Source organism: Chryseobacterium sp. POL2 (assembly GCF_011058315.1).
Classification (GTDB): Bacteria; Bacteroidota; Bacteroidia; order Flavobacteriales; family Weeksellaceae; genus Soonwooa.
Window position 1 is genome coordinate 2,367,718 of record NZ_CP049298.1, and the last position, 17,590, is coordinate 2,385,307.

The window sequence follows — 17,590 nt, forward strand, 5'->3', positions numbered from 1 at the left end:
ATATAGAAAAGTATAGTTAGTTTTTAATTTTTTGGCTTAGTTCTTCGCCGTTTTCTAATTTGGCTTTTAAGATATAAATGCCTTTTGCTAAAGGATTGGCGTTGATTCGAACTTCTTTGTTGTTGTTGTTATCAGAAAGATTTGTGACAAGTTTGCCACTCATGTCATACAGATTGATTTCTTTAATGTTAGAAGCATTGGTTTTTACCACAAAGTTTTCACCGTCTTTGTAAGCATTTAGCTTGTTCTTATTCACTTCTAATGTTCCGGCAGTTGGGATTTTTGTACCTCTAATGATAATATCGTCTATGATAAATCCGCCACCACTTCCATATCCTTCATCCACCACCATACGAAATGCTAGTCGGAAGTTAGGTTGATCTGCTCGGTTAGCGGGTAAAGTTAAGGTTGTTGTTTTTACTTCTGCGTTTCCATAATAGAGACCACCTCCAAATGTACCATGCTCGCTGGTCTGTCCGCCTTGTCCTCCAGACTCGTCCATCAGCCAAGTTGATCCACCATTGATAGACGTGTTGATGGTGCCATAATCGTACACAATATCGTCTTCAACTTCTCCTACGCATCGCCATTTGAATTCTACTGTTATATTTTCGTAACCAGCAGTGGATACGCCAACATGTGCCCAACGTGTTGTATAGAAAGCGCCTGCTGATGGCTCTTCGCCATCCCAAGTTCTGAATGCCTGATGAGCTACATTAGGACTGTTGGCATTGAAGAAGCCCATGCCCAGAGATTTTCCAGAAATAGGCATTACAATATCGTTGCCTCCACTCGCGTCGTCTGACCAATTCCAAAGGTGTCGGTAATTGCCATATTGGGTTGCTGTTGAGCTAGCCAGCCAACCGTTGATAGGCGTTGTTGCGGATACGATTGTATTTGTAAAGTTTCCATTGTTACCATCAAAATTTTGTTGGTAGATAACCTCTTGCGAAAATGCATAGCTGCTTGTCAATAGTGCGGAGCAAATAGCAAGTGTTTTTAAATAGGAATTTTTTCTCATTGTTTATTTAGAGTATTAGAGTTGTATATCGTTTTTGATTTTTTTAAGCTGTTATTTATTATTTAGAATAGATTGTTTTTGTTGATTTGGTTATAAATTGTGATAAAAATATTGTGTTTTTAATTTTTAGTTCAATAATTATCGGCAATTAATGAAAATTACATAAGAATAAAAAGTTTTCACCTATCCGTTTTCTGTAATTTAAAAACGATTTTTCGATTTATGTACTGATAATCAAGATGTTGTTTTCTTTGTTAAATGTTTTTTATGAGTGCGATGTATGAAGTATATACAGCCTGAAATGATTCTTTTGTATTAAAAAGAGCTTGTTTTTGACTTAATTTCATACGGGATTCGACTTTTTTTTGAAGAATATCAAGGTATATCTTGACTTTTACATTTGTTTTATCTATTTTTAGACTAGCTTTATGAGATTGTTATATCAGGATTTAATATTTAATTTTTTGATATTTTTTTTAATAAAGAATGAAAATTTTTGGTGTTTTGTTAATTGTAATAGGTCGTAAGTGGGTGTTATTCTAAATAAGAATTCAATTGTGTATCATTTATATAAACTTTGTTTTATGTTTTGCTTTGTTGTGGTGTCTGGGCAACAAAGTATTGGTATGGAAAAAATCAATAAAGATTTTGAAAAGGCGCTTCATTATGTGACTTCTGATAATCCAGAGAAAGCGATTCCGATTCTGAATCAAATCCATAAAGAAGGTAAAGCTATTGGCTATCAGCATGCTGTGACGCGGGTAGGGCATACGCTTGCTATTATTTATTTTAATAGTTCGGATTATGATAAAGTTATCAATCTGGATGACGGCTTTCTAAAAGTTGGCGAAGAGATCAAAGATTATGAAAAAATGTCGCACATATACAGGCTTAAAGCTTGCGCATATTCGGAGTTGGGCGTCTTAAAAAAAGCCAAAGATGTATATGCTTCAGCTTTAGAATATGCGAATAAAATAGAACCAGGCAATGGCAAACAACATGCTCTAGGCGTTATTTATGGTAACCTGGCGAGTCTTTTTATAAAAAGTGGTGCTCCTCAAGATTCGATTTTTGCGAGTATAGAAAAAAGTATAGCGGCAGCAGATAAAATAACAGAAACAGATAATCTTTATATTTCTAAAAAATACAGTCTGATAGCTTATTCTTACATGATTTTGGCTAATGAGTATCTGAAGTCTGGCAATCAACAATTGGCGGGAACCTATTATCAAAAAGCTTACAAAATTCATAATACCCAACCAGTACCCTTGGTAGAAAAAGTGGTTTTACTAAATGAGTTAGGTTATTTTTATAGTGAACAAAAAGATTATGAAAAAGCCGTAGAATATGCAGAACTTGGACTTGCTATGGAGAAAAAAGCAAGTTTTCCGCAGCTTAGGAAAGTTCTTTTTGAAAGCCTCTCAAAATCCTATTTGGAATTGCAAAAGACAGAAGACTCCAAAAAATACTTTGAACTGTTCACCGCTCTAAATGACAGCATCAACAAAAATGATAGAAGCGCGTTAAGTAGTACCATCATAAAACAAGAGAAACAATATAAGGATAAAGCAGAAAAACAAAGTCTTATCTACGCCTTGTTGTCTGTGGGTTTAATTGTTTTGGTAGTTGTTTTTTTCTTGTATTACAAAAAGAAAAAGCAAAAACAGATTCAGAAAATAAAAAGCATTTTAAAACAACTCGAAGAGCAACATCATGACAATAAAAATGACGTTTCCGTTAGCACGATAATAGAAAAAATAGCCGACAAAGAAGAAGAAATTGCACTAATGCCTCCTGAAGCCGAAGAGAAACTTTTGGAAAAACTTAGCGATTTCGAAAAAGAAAAACATTATCTCGAGCGAAAAGTGTCTTTACCCTATGTAGCAGCAGCTATAGAAACTAATACCAAGTATCTGTCTTATATTATTAAAAAACATAAAGGCAAGGATTTTAATAAGTACATCAATGATTTGAGAATAGATTATATCGTTAGAAAGCTGAATGACAACCCAACTTATAGACATTACAAAATAAACGTCTTGGCCGAAGAAGCTGGTTTTTCGTCACATTCGAAATTTGCCACGGTTTTTAAAGCTTATGTCGGGAGCTCGCCTTCGGAGTTTATAAAATACTTGCAATAGATTTTATGATTAAAGGCTTTGGATGTTTGGAAATCAGTGTCTTGACTTTTAGAATCTATATTTTTATAAATGGGATGTTATGCAAAGCTGTTAACAAGTATAATAAAAATTTTATATTTGCCTCTAAATAAACATTAATGAAAAGAAAAAGATTAAATTATTGTCTTATAGCAGGTTTGTTTCTGGTGTTATTGGCAATTTATTTATTCCTAAACATAAAAACCAATTCTTATCCTTGGCATAATAATATACAGATTACGCGACATAGTGTTGATTATGCATTGGGTTTTGCCTCTTTTAGTTTTTTCCTAGCGCTATTAATAAAAAAAAGTAAATATCTAAAATATGTTGCTTATGTTTTTGTGGTGTTAATGTTTGTTAACGTGTTGATTTCCACAAGTGTATTTTATGTTTATAAAGAAATATTTAATAGGGAAATGGCATATAGCATAATGTCAACATCATATAAGGAAGCTAGTAATATCTCTTCTACTTTTTATATTCCTATTTTTTTCAGTTTAATATATATTGTTTTTTTTAGTGTTTTTATAGAGAAATTAAGTCAGGTTATTAAAATCAATACTTTAGCTTATGTTGTTTCGATACTTTGGATTGTAATTCCAATATGTTGGACTTTTAAAGAAAAGAGGGATATAGAGGCGTATAGAATTACCCATCCTGGTTATGGCGTTCATTATGTAGAGCCAAAATTTGTTTTTCAAACATTTCCTTCATTTTATCAAGGGATTAACTATTTGAATGATATACAGGCTGTTAAAAAATATAAGCCAGATTTTTCCTTAATATCTAAAACGATAAATTATGATGCAATTGATAAAGTTGTTGTTGTCGTTGGAGAATCTGCTCGAAAGCAAAATATGTCGCTCTATGGCTATGGGAGAAAAACAACGCCCTTTGAAGATAAAGAAAAATCAAATATGTTTCTTTATACGGATGCGGTTTCGCCTGCTTTTGTCACATTCCAAGCTGTACCTCTCAGCTTAAGCAGTATTAGTATGGATACTTATGCACAAAACAATTTTGGGGATATAGCAGATAATATCATTAATGTAGGAAGACATTTTAATCGAAAAACTTATTGGATAACTGGATCCAAGTCCGAGCCCGAGCATATATTAGCCTACAATGCCCATCAGCTAATAAAGACCGAAGATAGCCATGATGGCTACCTGCTTCCAGAATTTAAAAAATTAATAAAAAATAAAGAAAAACAGCTTATTGTTCTACATTTGTTAGGATCGCACGCCGATGCAAAAAATAATTATCCAAAAACACATACTATTTTTAAAAATCAAAATAGCTTGGACGAATATGATAATTCCATTGCTTATACCGACTATTTGCTTGGACAAGTTTTTGAAGATCTTAGAGATACTAATAGTGCAGTACTTTATTATTCGGATCATGGACAAGCCTATACGAACGAAAAGTTTTTCCACGCACCATCGCAAGAAGCGAACATGATTCCTCTTTTTGTTTGGTATGGCAGTAAGGTTCCAGAAGCATTGCGAAAACCAGGGGTTGAGACTAGACAGACATCATCAACGATTGTTTATGATTTGGTATTGGAACTTATGGGATTGCAGAATAGCAAGTCAAATAAAAATGATCAAGCAAAATTTCTTAAAAATGGGAAAGTAATTCCTTTTAACGAACTCAAAAAATAATATGCAAGGTTTATATAGTAAAATTGAAACCAACTTCTTTAAAGGTATTGGGATTTTAATGATTGTTTTTCACAATTATTTTCATTCGTTACCAGAATTTGCTTTGGAAAATGAAGCTGGTTTTTCTGCTGTTAATGTTAAATTGTTTACTAAACATTTGGTGAGTTTTGATTTTAATAATTGGATAGGTTCAGTATTCGGATTCCTTGGGCATTATGGCGTGCAGATTTTCATTCTCTTTAGCGCTTATGGATTAAGTATTCAGTTTAGTAAGAGTAGTCAAAGTGTTACACAATTTGTTTTGCGCAGGCTAAAGAAGATTTACTTTTTAATGTTTTTTGGTATCGCTTTTTGCATTGTTCTTTCGTGGCTTGTAGGCAATCCAATGTCGCTTTATGATATCGCTAAGAAAAGCTTTCTACTAGGCTCTACGATTAGTAGTTTTTCAGATTGGTATTTGTATGGGATGTTTACGGGTCCGTTTTGGTTTTTTGCTTTAGTTATACAACTTTATACTATATTTCCAGTATGTTATAAAATCATAACTCGTTTCCAAAAAGAAAAAGTTTGGCTGGTTTTTCTAGGATCTTATGTCATTATCTACCCCATTTATTATTTTACTTTAGGAACACATTTTACTATATTGGGAAGTGTTTTTGGGCATTTGCCCGAAGTGTTTTTGGGAATTGCTATGGCACATTTTAAAATTAAAACATTTGATAAATGGATCGTTATTGCCGCAGGAATTGTTTTCATATTTTCTCAGTTTTTTGAAATCATCTTTCCATTAAGCTTTTTAGCAATCAGCATATTGTTAATCCAAGCTTTTAATTGGTTGGAAAAAGCAAGTCCAACAGTATTAAAAAAGATTATAATTTTTACTGGAGAAATTTCGATGATTTTATTTGTGGTGAACGGCCGTTTTAGATTTTTGCCAATTTTCTCAGACTTTTCGATGTCTCAGGTTATGTATTATATTCCGCTATTATTTGGACTAAGCTATATTCTTTTCGTACTGTATAATGCTCTACAAAAGCAACTGAAAATATAAAATTAATCCACTTTCGCACCGATATCTCGATATTGTTGTTTAAATTGATTTGCCCATTTTTTCCACTCTGTAGACTGTGCGGCAGGATGATTGGCTTTATCTAAAAAATACATTATATAATCATCAGAAAAATCTCTCGGATAGTTCTCCATGGCGTCAAAATCATTATTTAACCAAGCTTCATTAAATATAAAATTCATTCGGTTAACATCAAATTGATCTGCGTATTTATGATAAGATCCTGTGGCTGACGATTTGAAAGTTGTTTTTAAAACTTCTTGATTGGTTCTTGCAAAAACTGCTTTTTTATTATGATGATACCAACTGGCTGCATTTCGCAATTGTTGCTTTTCATCAACTTTTCCGTGGGCATCTTTCCAGATGGCCAGCCAATAATCTTTTCGATACAATCCCATCAATATGGAATTAATACTCCAATATTTTTGTTTGGCGTAATTATCAGTTAAACCAAGTTTATAAAGTATTGTGAAAAATTTAAAACGATTATAAAAGAACAAATCCATGATGAATTTATTCGATGTAAAGAGTTTTTTTGGGATTACAGATGTAATATTTGCGGCCAAAGCTTTGATTTCGCAATATTGATTTTCAGTATAGTTTCCAAGCCAGCCAAGTCTTAAAAGGGGAATTTGATACGTCTTCATATCATCGACCAACACATCAAGATCGACGTCAGATGAAAACCAAACATCATCTTCTATGACCAAAACATAATCTGAGGAGGACTTTACGCTGTTATACCAAAGTTCAGTAGGAATAGCAAAGCCATCTATTGTTGCGCCTGTTTCTAAATTTTGCTGAATAGCGTCAACTTTAGACTTGTATTGAGAGGATTTAAGAAGCTTTATTTCTGGAAATTTTTGCTGTATTTTCTGTAAATAAACATCTGGCGTCCCGTCATCCAAAACATTGATAATGTATTTTCCCGTAACATTTTGTTGGATAGAAGACAAACAACGGTCGAGATAATGCGGTCTGTTAAAGGATTTTATGATAATGTCCGTCATTTTAGCCTATTAGTTTTATCAAATGTTTTTTAATTTTAAAAGCTAATTTGTCAATTATATGATAGCCGAGCAAATTGGTTTTAGGATATTGTAAACCTATCTTTTTATACAAAATCTCAGTTTCTTCTTTAGTGTTAAATGAAATGGAACATCTTAATGCAAAAAGCAAATCTGCTTTATCATTTTTAAAATCCAGATCCAAAACTTTCAAAAAATTATCCGGATCAAATTGTTGATACGTGTCAGCGCCCGTTCTAACATGTTCTTTGTAAAAGCTTCTTATTTTTTCAACAAATAACCATCTCGTAAACTTTGATTTTTTTCGTGAAATAGAGGTTTTTAAAATGCGATATTTCAACAAAACTTCAGGAAGATTGGCAAGCTTTTTTCCAGCGACAATCATATTGAAATACAAGTCATAATCTTCACAAAAAAAAGCTTTTTCGCGGTAACTTTCGACGGATTCTTTGCGAAACATAATCACAGGATGATACAACGAAATTTTCTTCGGCATCCGTTTTACAATATCAACATGATGTTCTATCGCTTGCCAGGTTTCTATAGGTTTTGTATTTTCGTCAACCAGTTCGATGCTTGCGCCAACAATGTCTATCTCAGGATTATTTTCTAAAAAATTAACTTGTTTTTCAAACCGTGTTAGAAACGAAATATCATCGGCATCCATTCGGGCAATATATTTTCCTTTGGCCGTTTTCAAGCCAATATTGAGATTTTCTATAAAACCGGCTGTGCCTTTATTTTGTTCTTTTTTAATGATTTTTATTCGGGGATCATTTTTGGCATAAGATTCCAAGATAATTAAAGTCTTGTCCGTAGAGCAATCTTCGATAATAATAAATTCAAAATCAGAAAATGTTTGATTGAGAATTGACGTTATTGCTTCCTCAAGATATTCTTCTGCGTTGTAAGCCGACATCACTACAGAAATAGTTGGGGTAGTGTCTATGTTGTTCATTTTAAGTTGGTTAAACTTTAAGATTGTTGGAGGTTATACATTTAACAGAAATCTTGTCGACGTGCTGAAATTTGAAAATTCAAAAATTAAATTTTTAAAGAAAATCATCATTATGGTTTCGTGTTAAGCAAAGATACAGATTTCCAAAAATAAAATGATAATTTTGCAAATATTGAAAAACATGACTGAAAAAAAAGTAACCATTTCTATCCCGATTTTTAAATGTGAAGATTTTATTATCAAAACCTTAGAGTCGGTAATTTCCCAAACTTATCCAAATGTTGAAGTGCTTCTTATCAACGATTGTACGCCCGATAACAGCGCTATTTTAGTTAATGATTTTATAAAAGAAAACGCCTTAGCTGGCTGGAAGTTAATCGATTTAGAAGAAAACTCTGGACTGTCTGTTGTTCGCAACAAAGGTATAGATGAAGCATCGGGCCAATATATATTTTTCCTTGATAGCGATGATACTTTGGAAGCTACCGCGATTGCTGATTTGGTGGAAAAAGCTGAGGCTACTAATGCTGAAATGGTCATGGGAGAAGTGAGAGTCATTAAGCTTCCAGAAAATACAGAAGTCGATATTTTTAATCTAAAAGAAAAAGAAGACGCATTGGTTGGGAACAAAATAATTCTTAAAAGTCTAGTCGATGGTGGATTTTTGGTCTCCAGCTGGAACAAATTAATTCGCTTGGATTTTCTTAAAGACCATCAACTATATTTTACCAAGGGACTTTATGCGCAAGATGCTTTGCATACTTTTGAAATGGCGCTGAAACTACAACATGTCGCTTTTTTGAGGAAAAAAACTTATAATTATTTTCTACATTCCAATTCGGTGATTCATAATCGGAAAAAAGTCCATTTTGACAATTGGATTACGATAGCCAACAAAATAAATTCGTATTATTTAAAAGAAAAAGATAAAGAAAGAAAAGAACAGATTCTTAAGTATTTGCTTAATTTTAAAACGATGACTTTGTTGATGAATTGGAAAGCTCAAAAAAATGAAGAACTTTGGAAACGTAGTTATTCAGCCTATTCGAAGCTTAAAGGTTTGGGGATAGGTGATTATTTTTCCTCGACATTTTCCAAAAAAGAGAAGAAAGAAAGCCTCTTAATGTCTTTACCGACAAATTTAGGTTACAAAATATTCCGTAAGAGATTCGGAAGTTAAAACAAAAAACAGACTCAATATTGAGTCTGTTTTGTTTATAGTCTTTTAATATTTTCTGCGGGCTCTAGTTTGCCTTTAACATCATATATCACAGCGTTTGGCTTTAATAAGGTGTTGAGATCTAGCGCTTCGAATTCATTATGAGAAACAGCCAATACCACAGCATCGTATTTCTGATTCGGAAGTGTTGAAAATGTCTCAATAGCATATTCGTGTTTGACTTCTTCGGAATTTGCCCAAGGATCGTAGGTGTTGACTTTAATGTTATAATCTTCAAGATTTTTGATCACATCTACTACTTTCGTATTACGAACATCGGGACAGTTTTCTTTAAAAGTAAATCCTAAAACCAATACGTTGGACTGATTAACTTTGATATCTTTTTTAAGCATTTGCTTTACGACTTCACTTGCCACATAATGTCCCATAGAGTCGTTCATACGGCGGCCTGCCAATATAATCTCTGGGTGATAACCAAATTCTTGTGCTTTTTGTGCCAAATAATAAGGGTCAACACCGATGCAGTGTCCACCAACCAATCCCGGTTTGAAAGGAAGGAAATTCCATTTTGTACCCGCAGCAGCCAAAACATCGTGCGTATCGATGTCCATCAAATTAAATATTTTTGCTAACTCGTTGACAAATGCAATGTTAATGTCACGTTGTGAATTTTCGATAACCTTTGCCGCTTCAGCTACTTTAATCGTTGGTGCCAAGTGGGTTCCAGCAGTGATCACTGATTTATAAAGTTCATCGACCGTTTTTCCAATTTCGGGTGTAGAACCAGAAGTCACTTTTAATATTTTTTCAACCGTATGTTCTTTATCACCAGGATTAATGCGTTCTGGAGAATAGCCCGCATAGAAATCTTGGTTAAATTTTAATCCAGAATTTTTCTCTAAAACAGGAATGCATTCTTCCTCGGTCACGCCAGGATAAACAGTAGATTCATAGATGACGATGTCGCCTTTTTTCAAAACTTTTGCGACGGTTTCGCTGGCTTTGTAAAGCGGTGTTAAATCTGGGCGGTTGTTTTTGTCAACAGGCGTTGGCACTGTGACGATGTAGATGTTAGAGTCTGCAATGTCATTTAATTCGTTAGAACAGTACAAACCTTTTTCTGCGGAAGTAGGCTTGTGGTCTATGCTCGCATTTTTTAGGACGTCGTTATCTACTTCTAAAGTCGAATCAATACCTTGGCGAAGTTCCGAAATTCTTGCTTGGTTGATGTCGAATCCGACAACAGGAAACTTGGTTGCAAATAATCTTGCTAAAGGTAACCCCACATAACCGAGTCCGATAATACTTATTTTGTGATTCATTGTTTTATTTTAAATTTTCCCAATACCATTTTACAGCTTCTTTCAGCCCGTCTTTCATAGAAAATTGAGGTTGGTAATTTAGTAAATTTTTAGCTTTGTCGATGCTTGCTAGCGAGTGCGGAACATCGCCTTTTCTGTAGTCACCGTGGATGACTTCTACTTCTCCAATTTTAGAATCAAACTCAGACAAATAATCTTTAAGATATTTTACTAAATCGTTAAGTGTTGTTCGTTCTCCAAAAGCAACATTATAAACTTGATTGTAAGCTTCTTGATTGTCGGAAGTTACGGCCAGCAAATTCATTTGGATAACATTGTCGATGTAGGTGAAGTCGCGAGAATATTCGCCGCCACCGTTGATGGTGGGTGATTCGTGATTCATAAACTGCATCACAAATTTCGGAATAACCGCTGCGTATGCGCCTCCTGGATTTTGTTTTCTCCCGAATACATTGAAATATCGTAAGCCAATGGTGTCAAAATCGTAAGTTTTTTTGAAAACGTCCGCGTACAATTCGTTCACATATTTGGTAATGGCATAAGGTGAAAGTGGTTTTCCGATGCGTTCTTCAATTTTTGGAAGTGCCTCCGAATCGCCATAAGTTGAAGAACTCGCGGCATATACCATACGTTTAACACCAGCGTCTCTTGCAGCAACCAAAATGTTAAGAAAGCCACCAACATTGACATCGTTGCTTGTAATAGGATCGTTGATTGATCGAGGCACCGATCCCAACGCCGCCTGATGCAAAACGAATTCTTGACCTTCACAGGCTTTTTTACAGGTTTCTAAATCGCGGATATCACCTTCAATCAGTTTGAAATTGGGATGATTTTTTATGGCTTCCAAATTTTCGCGACGACCCGTAGAAAAATTGTCAAGGCAAGTAACATACACGTCATTTTCTAACAAGACTTCGCATAAGTTGGAACCTATAAATCCTGCACCTCCAGTGATGAGGATGTTTTTATATTGTAGTTGAGGTTTAAAATTCATTAATACTTTCTTTTAGCTTATATTGTGTTGCAAATTTACATTCTGCTTTTTAGAAAGAGATAAAAATGGATTAATATTTTAATTTATTTTTTAAGTTTTAAACGCTTTAATAATTTATTTTTAACATATTCAACAATATAAGTGAGCGGTATTTGATCTAAAATCTGGTCAGGTGTATATATTTTGTGATGGTGAATTAGGTGCTTTATAGTTTCTTTAGCATTTTTGTTTTCAACAAATTGTTTGACAATACTGTAAGAATTTACAAATTGTGAATAGAAGTGCTTGTGCTCTTTAATCCAGTTGCCTTCGTAGTGATGCACTACAAAATTAACAGGAATATTTGCCGAAAAATAGTTGGAAGGGTATAGTGTAATACCTTCTTTTAAATGCTGTATTTCGTCTAAGTTAGGCTTAGCTCCATATTTTTCGATAAGAAATTTATTAAAAGTTTCTGTACTGATTACTAATTTATATTCATCTTGTTGGTCATAAAATACTTGCATATCATTAACAAAAGGATGATTAGCTTCTGCACCAAAAAATGCGGAAAACGGTTTTCTGATCATTTCAAAACCACAAATACAACGAGAATCTAAAACTTCATTTAAAGATTTTCGCACTTCCATATCTGTGTCTAGATTGATGCCTCCGTATTTGTTAATAGCCCATACTCTGGCGTAATCGGCAACAAATACCCAGTCCTTTTTTTCAAACGCTCCCTTTACAAATGGGTTTATATTAACATCAAAAGTTTCCTCATTCCATTCCATAAATTGGTAATCAGGAAGATATTTTTTCCAGGTTGCTATACAGTTGTTTGCAAGTTCTGATTTTGGTTTACCACCAAACCAGCAATAATGAATAATTTTTGGAATCATTTTGTTTTATTAATTAAGGATTTGAATAAATTGTCCCATTGTTCTAAAATAGGTTTTACTTGATAATTAAAAGATTTCTCACGGCTTGCATCTCCCATTTGTTTTCGTAAACTAGGATTTTCGATTAAATGATTGATATGGTCTGCAAGTGTAGAAGTATCACCAACTTGGCTCAAGTAGCCATTGATACCATCTTCGATAAGATCACTTGGGCCACACTCGCAATCGAAAGACACCAAAGGCAACCCAAAATGCATGGCTTCTATAAGGACCAAAGGCAAACCTTCGAATCGAGATGTCATTACGTAAATACTACTGTTAAGATATTCTAAATCGACTTGTAGAGAAGGTGGAATAATTGTGATGGAATCTTCTAAATTATATTTTTTTATCAGATTTCTAACTTTGTTTTCTTCTTCGCCATTGCCAACAATTCTTAGTTGCCAGTCTGGATGTTTTTGTGCAACTAGGCGCCAAACGTCTATGAGATAATCGAATCCTTTTTGATAATGAAATCGTCCAACAGCCAACACGGTTTTCGATATACAAGAACTTGTCTTATCGGTTGACAAAGAAATTGGATTGGAAATATAGCTCGTGTTTGGAAATAATTTTTTCCAAGATTGTAGATCTCTTTTGGTTAGCAACACAAAATGATCAAGACCACGAATGCTTTTAATATAAGTGCGACGCGCCATAACATCCAGAATATCTTTCGGGTGTTTGACGTCTTTTAATGTTTTAAGTGTTGAAAGTGGCGATTTGTTAAAAGCGAAATGAAACTCACCAATTTTTTTGCTTTTATCTTTTAGTTTGTACAGAAACTTATATTCTAAACCAAAAGTTGTTGTAATAAGAATATCTTGAGGATTCTGTTTTAAAAATAATTCCAGACTGGATTTGTACTGTTTTAAAAATTGTCTTTCTTGGTTTTTTTTTGATAGAAAATTTCCATTAAAAACAGTATTGCGTCTTATGTCGAGATGTAATTGTTTAACATTCTCCGAAAGTTGAAAAAAGAAACCTTTGTCAAATTGTGAATAGGTAACGATGCTAACCTCATGTCCCAGTACATCTGCAAGATAATTCATCTTGAGGGTAAGGATGCGGGAAATGCCACCTGGATAATGCAAAGAAGGATAGAGATAGGTGATTTTCAATGTTGTGTGTTTTTTTTGAGATTGGTTTTTACAGTTTTAGTCTTTAATAATGTTTAAAAATATTAAAACAATTTATAATTTATAAAATTTTAATTTTTTATTGATTAAAACAATTATGGATAACGGAATCGAAATGTCTTTTAATTTCTCAGTCCATGTTGATTTGATGTCATTGATTTGGAAATCCCAATACGCGTTAAGAGCACTCAATTTAGCTATGAAAGGGATTTTTTCCTTGCTTAATGCTTTGAAAAATAATGAGGCGCCTTTCGGTGATTTCTTTAATAACTGCCAAGATTTTGCAGTTAAGCCGTCTTCAAGATAATCCGCAAAATAGATGGGATCATCAATATACAGGGTTTTATATTTTTCACCAATTTGACGATAGACGTAGGATTCTCTGAAAAATTTTTCTCCTTCAAAATGTGGATAAGGATATTGTTTCTGAATCTCGGTTTTGAAAGCTGTAGCAAAATCTCCTTTTATTCCTAACTGGTAAACGAGTTCGTTATGGGTTAAAAGAATCTCGTGCTGCGGAAGGTTTTTTGAGTAGATAATTTTGCTTTTGTCTTTTATAGAACGACAGCCAATGGCAATTCCGGCGACGTTTTTGTTGTCTTTTATATGGCCATATTTAGCAGTAAGTCTATCAATGGCATCATTTGATAAGAAATCGTCGCTGTCCACAATGAAGAACAGTTCGCCTTTGGCTTTTTCTAATCCATGATTAATCGCAATATGTTTACCATTGTTTACTTGATGATAATAACGAATCGGAAAATCTGCCTTTTCTTGAAATTGTTGTACCAATTGCGCCGTATTATCTGTACTTCCGTCATCGACAATTAACCACTCAAAATCTTTGTGTGACTGCTCCAACAAGGATTGATACAATGTCGGAAGAATGTAAGCGCGGTTGTAGGTTGGCGTGAAGATGGTAATCATTTTTTGATAAAATTAATCCAACGATATTCCATTTTTTTTGGAGTCAAACCTATTGAAATTAATATTTTCGAGAAGTTTTTAATTTCAATTTTTTGTAGTTTAGTTAATATATGAAGTTTTTTTAAATAATTATTGATGAAAATTTTTAAATTAACAGTATCTTGATTTTTAATAATTTTTAGTAATATAAGAATTAGATGCTCATAAGAATTCTCTACTAAATCTTTATCTTTTGTCTGTATGCCAATATGTAGCGCTTTGTTTCTTATATGCAGCTGAGATGGAATGTAATCTGGATTATAATTTTGCGCTTTTTTGGTGATAGAGTTGTCGTGTAGCCGGTACAAAAAAATAGATTTGTTTACAAATCCAATTTCATGTTCTTTAAGATTTGGTAAAATGTTAAGATAAAAATTGGTCTCTTGACCTCGCTTAATATTGGGGTCAAAAAGTTCTTTATCCTTCAGAAAATCTTTTTTAATTAAAGAACTTGGTGTTAATATTGGAAATCGCCAAAAGATGTAATCGTTTACCAGAGAGTTTTTTCGTTCAAAAGAAGATGTTCTTGTAAAGTTGAGCTCGTCATCGACATAGTCATGTTTTGCAAAGACAATTTGTGTTTCTTTTTTGAACAAAGGTATTCTAGAAGATAAAAAATCGTTTAGCATAATATCATCACTATCAAAAAAAACAACTAATTCTCCTTTTGAAAGCTCGAATCCATGATTTCTACAACTATTCCCGCTTTTCACTAGATGGTCAGGTCTGCTATAATAAGAAATTCTACTATCCTTTTTCATGTAGCTTTCTAAAACTTCAGGCGTATTGTCCGTGCTTCCGTCATCCACGATAATACATTCCCAATTTTGATAGGTTTGAGCGATAATAGAATCCAAGGTTTCGCCTATAAGATTGGCTCGATTGTATACGGGGATGATGATAGAAACAAGCGGATTATACATGATGTAAGTTTTCTATAGATAATTTTAATTGTTCTTGAAGTGTTTTTTTGTTAAGCTCTTTGTAAAGAATATTTCTATTATATTCTATTTCTTGATGGTTGTGTATATTGTTAATAGAAGCGTTATTGAGGTCTTTTTCGTAGCTATATACAATAATACCTATTTTTTTTAAATATTGATAAAATGTATTTTTTTCACTTAAAAATACTTTGGCCCCGAAATAAATTAAAGTAATTATATTGCCTACAGCTTGCCGTCGACGATTATTAAAAATAGCAATCTTTATCGAATTAAGCAAAATGTTATAATCTTCTAATTTTAAAAAGTCTGTGGTATGTTGCTAAGGTTCAGGGTTTAAAGGGTTTGATTTTAAAATCTTTTTGACATATTCTTGATTACCATATGAGAGAGGGACAATATGATGTTAATTCTAAATTTTAGTTTTCGTCATTTTCCTTAAGTTTTATTACTGTTCTTTAGCTGATTTTATCAAATTAAATAATTCTTTAGTCCTAGCTTCTACAGTTGTTTTTGAAAAATAATTAAAAATGAAATTTTTATTATACATAATATCTTCAAGATTCATTTTTGTGTTTAATTCTTTAAAATCTATTTTTGAAGTAGGTGTAAATATGACACTATTATCTCGTAAAAATTCTGATGTAACGCTTTTGCTATTTAAAAATATTTTTGCTCCTAAGTATCCCATAACTATTAAATTACCTATAGCCTGTTGTCTAATATGGTTAAAAATTACGTAACCACAATTAAAGATAATATTATTATAATCTTCCATCGGCATAAAGTCTACTAAGGCTAAGAAATTTTTACCGAGCATTTTGTGTCCATAATCAATTATCTTTTTTTTGTATTCTTCGTTCCCAGAGTAGCTGAGAGGAACAACAACTTTTCTGTCCTCCAAGTTAATTTTACTTAATTTGTCTATTATTGAGATATGATTATTGGAAGGGTCTGCAGAGTTACCTAATAAAATATCCTTTTTATTTGATAAATCAATATCCATATTACTGCCAATATACATTTCTAAATAACCATATGTATATGGTAAATATTTTATGTCAGAATTTAATTTTTTAATTTTAGAATATTCATTAGGTAATACAGGAGCAAAATAGTCTATTTTTTTGACCGCTTCTAGTAATTCTGATTTATAATATTTTTTTAAAATATTGTTTCCTAGTATTTTGAAGGATATATTATTATATATGAGTTTATCTTTGATATTATTTAAATTTAATTTTGACTCATCTTTTTCATATAAATTCAAGGCTTCTATTTTCCATTCACTATAGTATTCATAACCCCATAAAAACCAACAATAAATAAGTTTTTTTTTATGTTGGATAATTAAATTCCTAAAAATATGTGGTAAACTATGAAAGAAAATAACATCAAAAGAGGCTGTTATTTCTGAAAATTTATTCTCTATGACTTCAGTAGAATAATGAATGACATTGTTAGACTTTACATAATTTAATTTGTCATTATTTGAAATAACAATATTGATAACATTGTCTTTATGACTTAATTTTTGTATCGCAGAATCTACAAACTTATCATCAATAAATAGCTGTAGTATTCTCATTAGTTTTGCTTTATAATTTTTGCAGGTATTCCCACAACTGTACAATTATCAGGAACATCTTTTGTGATGACAGAACCTGCGCCAATTATTACATTTTTACCTATTTGAATATTGGGAAGTATAGTAGAGTTTGTTCCTATAAAACTGTTTTCTCCTATGATACAATTACCTGAAATAGATACAGAAGGACAGATCTCAACATAATCACCTATAATTACATCATGACCTATAGATGAAAGTTGATTAATAATAACTGATTTGCCGACTATTACATCATTTGTAATAACTACTTTTTGCATGATATTACAACCAACAGCTATCTTATTCCCATAATTTCCAATACTAGAATTTGTTGCAATTATTGTTGTATTTACTCCTCCTATTGCTTCAAATTTTTCGACCAACATCTTTCTTAATGATGGGTTTCCTATTCCAATTGTAAATCGATTATCTTTAGTTTTAAAATAATTTTCAGCATCTTTTATACTTTTTAAAACAGGGAATTGGTTATATAATACATCATCAATATCTACATTCACATCATCATAAAAAGATAGATTTTCGAGATCATTATTTTGATGGCAAATTTCTAATACCTCTTTTGCAAAACCCTTTGCTCCAACTATTAACAT

Annotated in this window: 16 protein-coding genes; 4 read left to right on the top strand and 12 right to left on the bottom strand. The window is 32.5% G+C overall.

Annotated elements, in window-relative coordinates:
- Positions 1–16: 16 nt before the first annotated feature.
- Positions 17–1,021 (bottom strand): T9SS sorting signal type C domain-containing protein, encoded by a 1,005-nt coding sequence (locus G6R40_RS11035; RefSeq protein WP_165135323.1) that lies wholly within the window; start codon positions 1,019–1,021, stop codon positions 17–19.
- A 584-nt stretch (positions 1,022–1,605) separates the two neighbouring features.
- Between G6R40_RS11035 and G6R40_RS11040 the strand changes: the two genes are divergently transcribed.
- The 3 genes from G6R40_RS11040 (at position 1,606) to G6R40_RS11050 (ending at position 5,901) form a co-directional block, all read left to right on the top strand.
- A complete protein-coding gene (locus G6R40_RS11040; protein ID WP_165135326.1) occupies positions 1,606–3,162 on the top strand; it encodes a helix-turn-helix domain-containing protein in 1,557 nt (518 codons plus the stop codon).
- Positions 3,163–3,299: 137 nt separating this feature from the next.
- On the top strand, positions 3,300–4,850 hold the full coding sequence (locus tag G6R40_RS11045) for a sulfatase-like hydrolase/transferase (RefSeq protein WP_165135329.1): 1,551 nt from the start codon (positions 3,300–3,302) through the stop codon (positions 4,848–4,850).
- Between the two features lies 1 nt (position 4,851).
- Complete coding sequence (locus G6R40_RS11050) at positions 4,852–5,901, top strand: acyltransferase family protein (protein WP_165135332.1); 1,050 nt, start codon at positions 4,852–4,854, stop codon at positions 5,899–5,901.
- 2 nt (positions 5,902–5,903) lie between these two features.
- On the opposite strand, the gene G6R40_RS11055 is transcribed toward G6R40_RS11050, so the two are convergent.
- Positions 5,904–6,929 carry a glycosyltransferase family 2 protein gene (locus G6R40_RS11055; RefSeq protein WP_165135335.1) on the bottom strand — a complete coding sequence of 342 codons (1,026 nt, stop codon included), beginning with the start codon at positions 6,927–6,929 and terminating at the stop codon, positions 5,904–5,906.
- Between the two features lies 1 nt (position 6,930).
- Entirely contained in the window at positions 6,931–7,905 is a 975-nt protein-coding gene (locus tag G6R40_RS11060; RefSeq protein WP_165135338.1) for a glycosyltransferase, read from the bottom strand.
- 181 nt (positions 7,906–8,086) lie between these two features.
- On the opposite strand from G6R40_RS11060, the gene G6R40_RS11065 reads away from it, so the two are divergent.
- Positions 8,087–9,085: a glycosyltransferase gene (locus G6R40_RS11065; protein WP_165135341.1), complete on the top strand. Its 999-nt coding sequence runs from the start codon at positions 8,087–8,089 to the stop codon at positions 9,083–9,085.
- A 35-nt stretch (positions 9,086–9,120) separates the two neighbouring features.
- On the opposite strand, the gene G6R40_RS11070 is transcribed toward G6R40_RS11065, so the two are convergent.
- From G6R40_RS11070 to G6R40_RS11110, 9 genes are all read right to left on the bottom strand, one after another.
- The gene (locus tag G6R40_RS11070; protein ID WP_165135344.1) at positions 9,121–10,407 is read right to left on the bottom strand and encodes a nucleotide sugar dehydrogenase; all 1,287 of its coding nucleotides are present in this window, start codon (positions 10,405–10,407) and stop codon (positions 9,121–9,123) included.
- A gap of 4 nt (positions 10,408–10,411) precedes the next feature.
- Complete coding sequence (locus tag G6R40_RS11075; protein WP_165135347.1) at positions 10,412–11,404, bottom strand: SDR family oxidoreductase; 993 nt, start codon at positions 11,402–11,404, stop codon at positions 10,412–10,414.
- Between the two features lie 83 nt (positions 11,405–11,487).
- Entirely contained in the window at positions 11,488–12,285 is a 798-nt protein-coding gene (locus G6R40_RS11080; RefSeq protein WP_165135350.1) for a glycosyltransferase family 32 protein, read from the bottom strand.
- Positions 12,282–13,445, bottom strand: coding sequence for a glycosyltransferase family 4 protein (locus G6R40_RS11085; protein ID WP_165135353.1), 1,164 nt, complete (start codon positions 13,443–13,445; stop codon positions 12,282–12,284). Before G6R40_RS11085 ends, G6R40_RS11080 begins: the two co-directional genes overlap by 4 nt.
- A 72-nt stretch (positions 13,446–13,517) precedes the next feature.
- Entirely contained in the window at positions 13,518–14,390 is an 873-nt protein-coding gene (locus tag G6R40_RS11090; RefSeq protein WP_165135356.1) for a glycosyltransferase family 2 protein, read from the bottom strand.
- Positions 14,387–15,352: a glycosyltransferase family 2 protein gene (locus G6R40_RS11095; RefSeq protein ID WP_165135359.1), complete on the bottom strand. Its 966-nt coding sequence runs from the start codon at positions 15,350–15,352 to the stop codon at positions 14,387–14,389. The genes G6R40_RS11090 and G6R40_RS11095 overlap by 4 nt, the downstream gene beginning before the upstream one ends.
- Entirely contained in the window at positions 15,345–15,650 is a 306-nt protein-coding gene (locus G6R40_RS15380; RefSeq protein WP_165135362.1) for a hypothetical protein, read from the bottom strand. Before G6R40_RS15380 ends, G6R40_RS11095 begins: the two co-directional genes overlap by 8 nt.
- Positions 15,651–15,818: 168 nt before the next feature.
- Positions 15,819–16,958 (bottom strand): TDP-N-acetylfucosamine:lipid II N-acetylfucosaminyltransferase, encoded by a 1,140-nt coding sequence (locus G6R40_RS11105; protein ID WP_165135365.1) that lies wholly within the window; start codon positions 16,956–16,958, stop codon positions 15,819–15,821.
- Complete coding sequence (locus G6R40_RS11110) at positions 16,958–17,590, bottom strand: NeuD/PglB/VioB family sugar acetyltransferase (protein WP_165135368.1); 633 nt, start codon at positions 17,588–17,590, stop codon at positions 16,958–16,960. The genes G6R40_RS11105 and G6R40_RS11110 overlap by 1 nt, the downstream gene beginning before the upstream one ends.

Bases quoted from the DNA above. Each gene is read 5' to 3' on its own strand.
- G6R40_RS11035 (WP_165135323.1), bottom strand. From the start codon at position 1,021: ATGAGAAAAAATTCCTATTTAAAAACACTTGCTATTTGCTCCGCACTA.
- G6R40_RS11040 (WP_165135326.1), top strand. From the start codon at position 1,606: ATGTTTTGCTTTGTTGTGGTGTCTGGGCAACAAAGTATTGGTATGGAA.
- G6R40_RS11045 (WP_165135329.1), top strand. From the start codon at position 3,300: ATGAAAAGAAAAAGATTAAATTATTGTCTTATAGCAGGTTTGTTTCTG.
- G6R40_RS11050 (WP_165135332.1), top strand. From the start codon at position 4,852: ATGCAAGGTTTATATAGTAAAATTGAAACCAACTTCTTTAAAGGTATT.
- G6R40_RS11055 (WP_165135335.1), bottom strand. From the start codon at position 6,929: ATGACGGACATTATCATAAAATCCTTTAACAGACCGCATTATCTCGAC.
- G6R40_RS11060 (WP_165135338.1), bottom strand. From the start codon at position 7,905: ATGAACAACATAGACACTACCCCAACTATTTCTGTAGTGATGTCGGCT.
- G6R40_RS11065 (WP_165135341.1), top strand. From the start codon at position 8,087: ATGACTGAAAAAAAAGTAACCATTTCTATCCCGATTTTTAAATGTGAA.
- G6R40_RS11070 (WP_165135344.1), bottom strand. From the start codon at position 10,407: ATGAATCACAAAATAAGTATTATCGGACTCGGTTATGTGGGGTTACCT.
- G6R40_RS11075 (WP_165135347.1), bottom strand. From the start codon at position 11,404: ATGAATTTTAAACCTCAACTACAATATAAAAACATCCTCATCACTGGA.
- G6R40_RS11080 (WP_165135350.1), bottom strand. From the start codon at position 12,285: ATGATTCCAAAAATTATTCATTATTGCTGGTTTGGTGGTAAACCAAAA.
- G6R40_RS11090 (WP_165135356.1), bottom strand. From the start codon at position 14,390: ATGATTACCATCTTCACGCCAACCTACAACCGCGCTTACATTCTTCCG.
- G6R40_RS11095 (WP_165135359.1), bottom strand. From the start codon at position 15,352: ATGTATAATCCGCTTGTTTCTATCATCATCCCCGTATACAATCGAGCC.
- G6R40_RS11105 (WP_165135365.1), bottom strand. From the start codon at position 16,958: ATGAGAATACTACAGCTATTTATTGATGATAAGTTTGTAGATTCTGCG.
- G6R40_RS11110 (WP_165135368.1), bottom strand. From the start codon at position 17,590: ATGTTAATAGTTGGAGCAAAGGGTTTTGCAAAAGAGGTATTAGAAATT.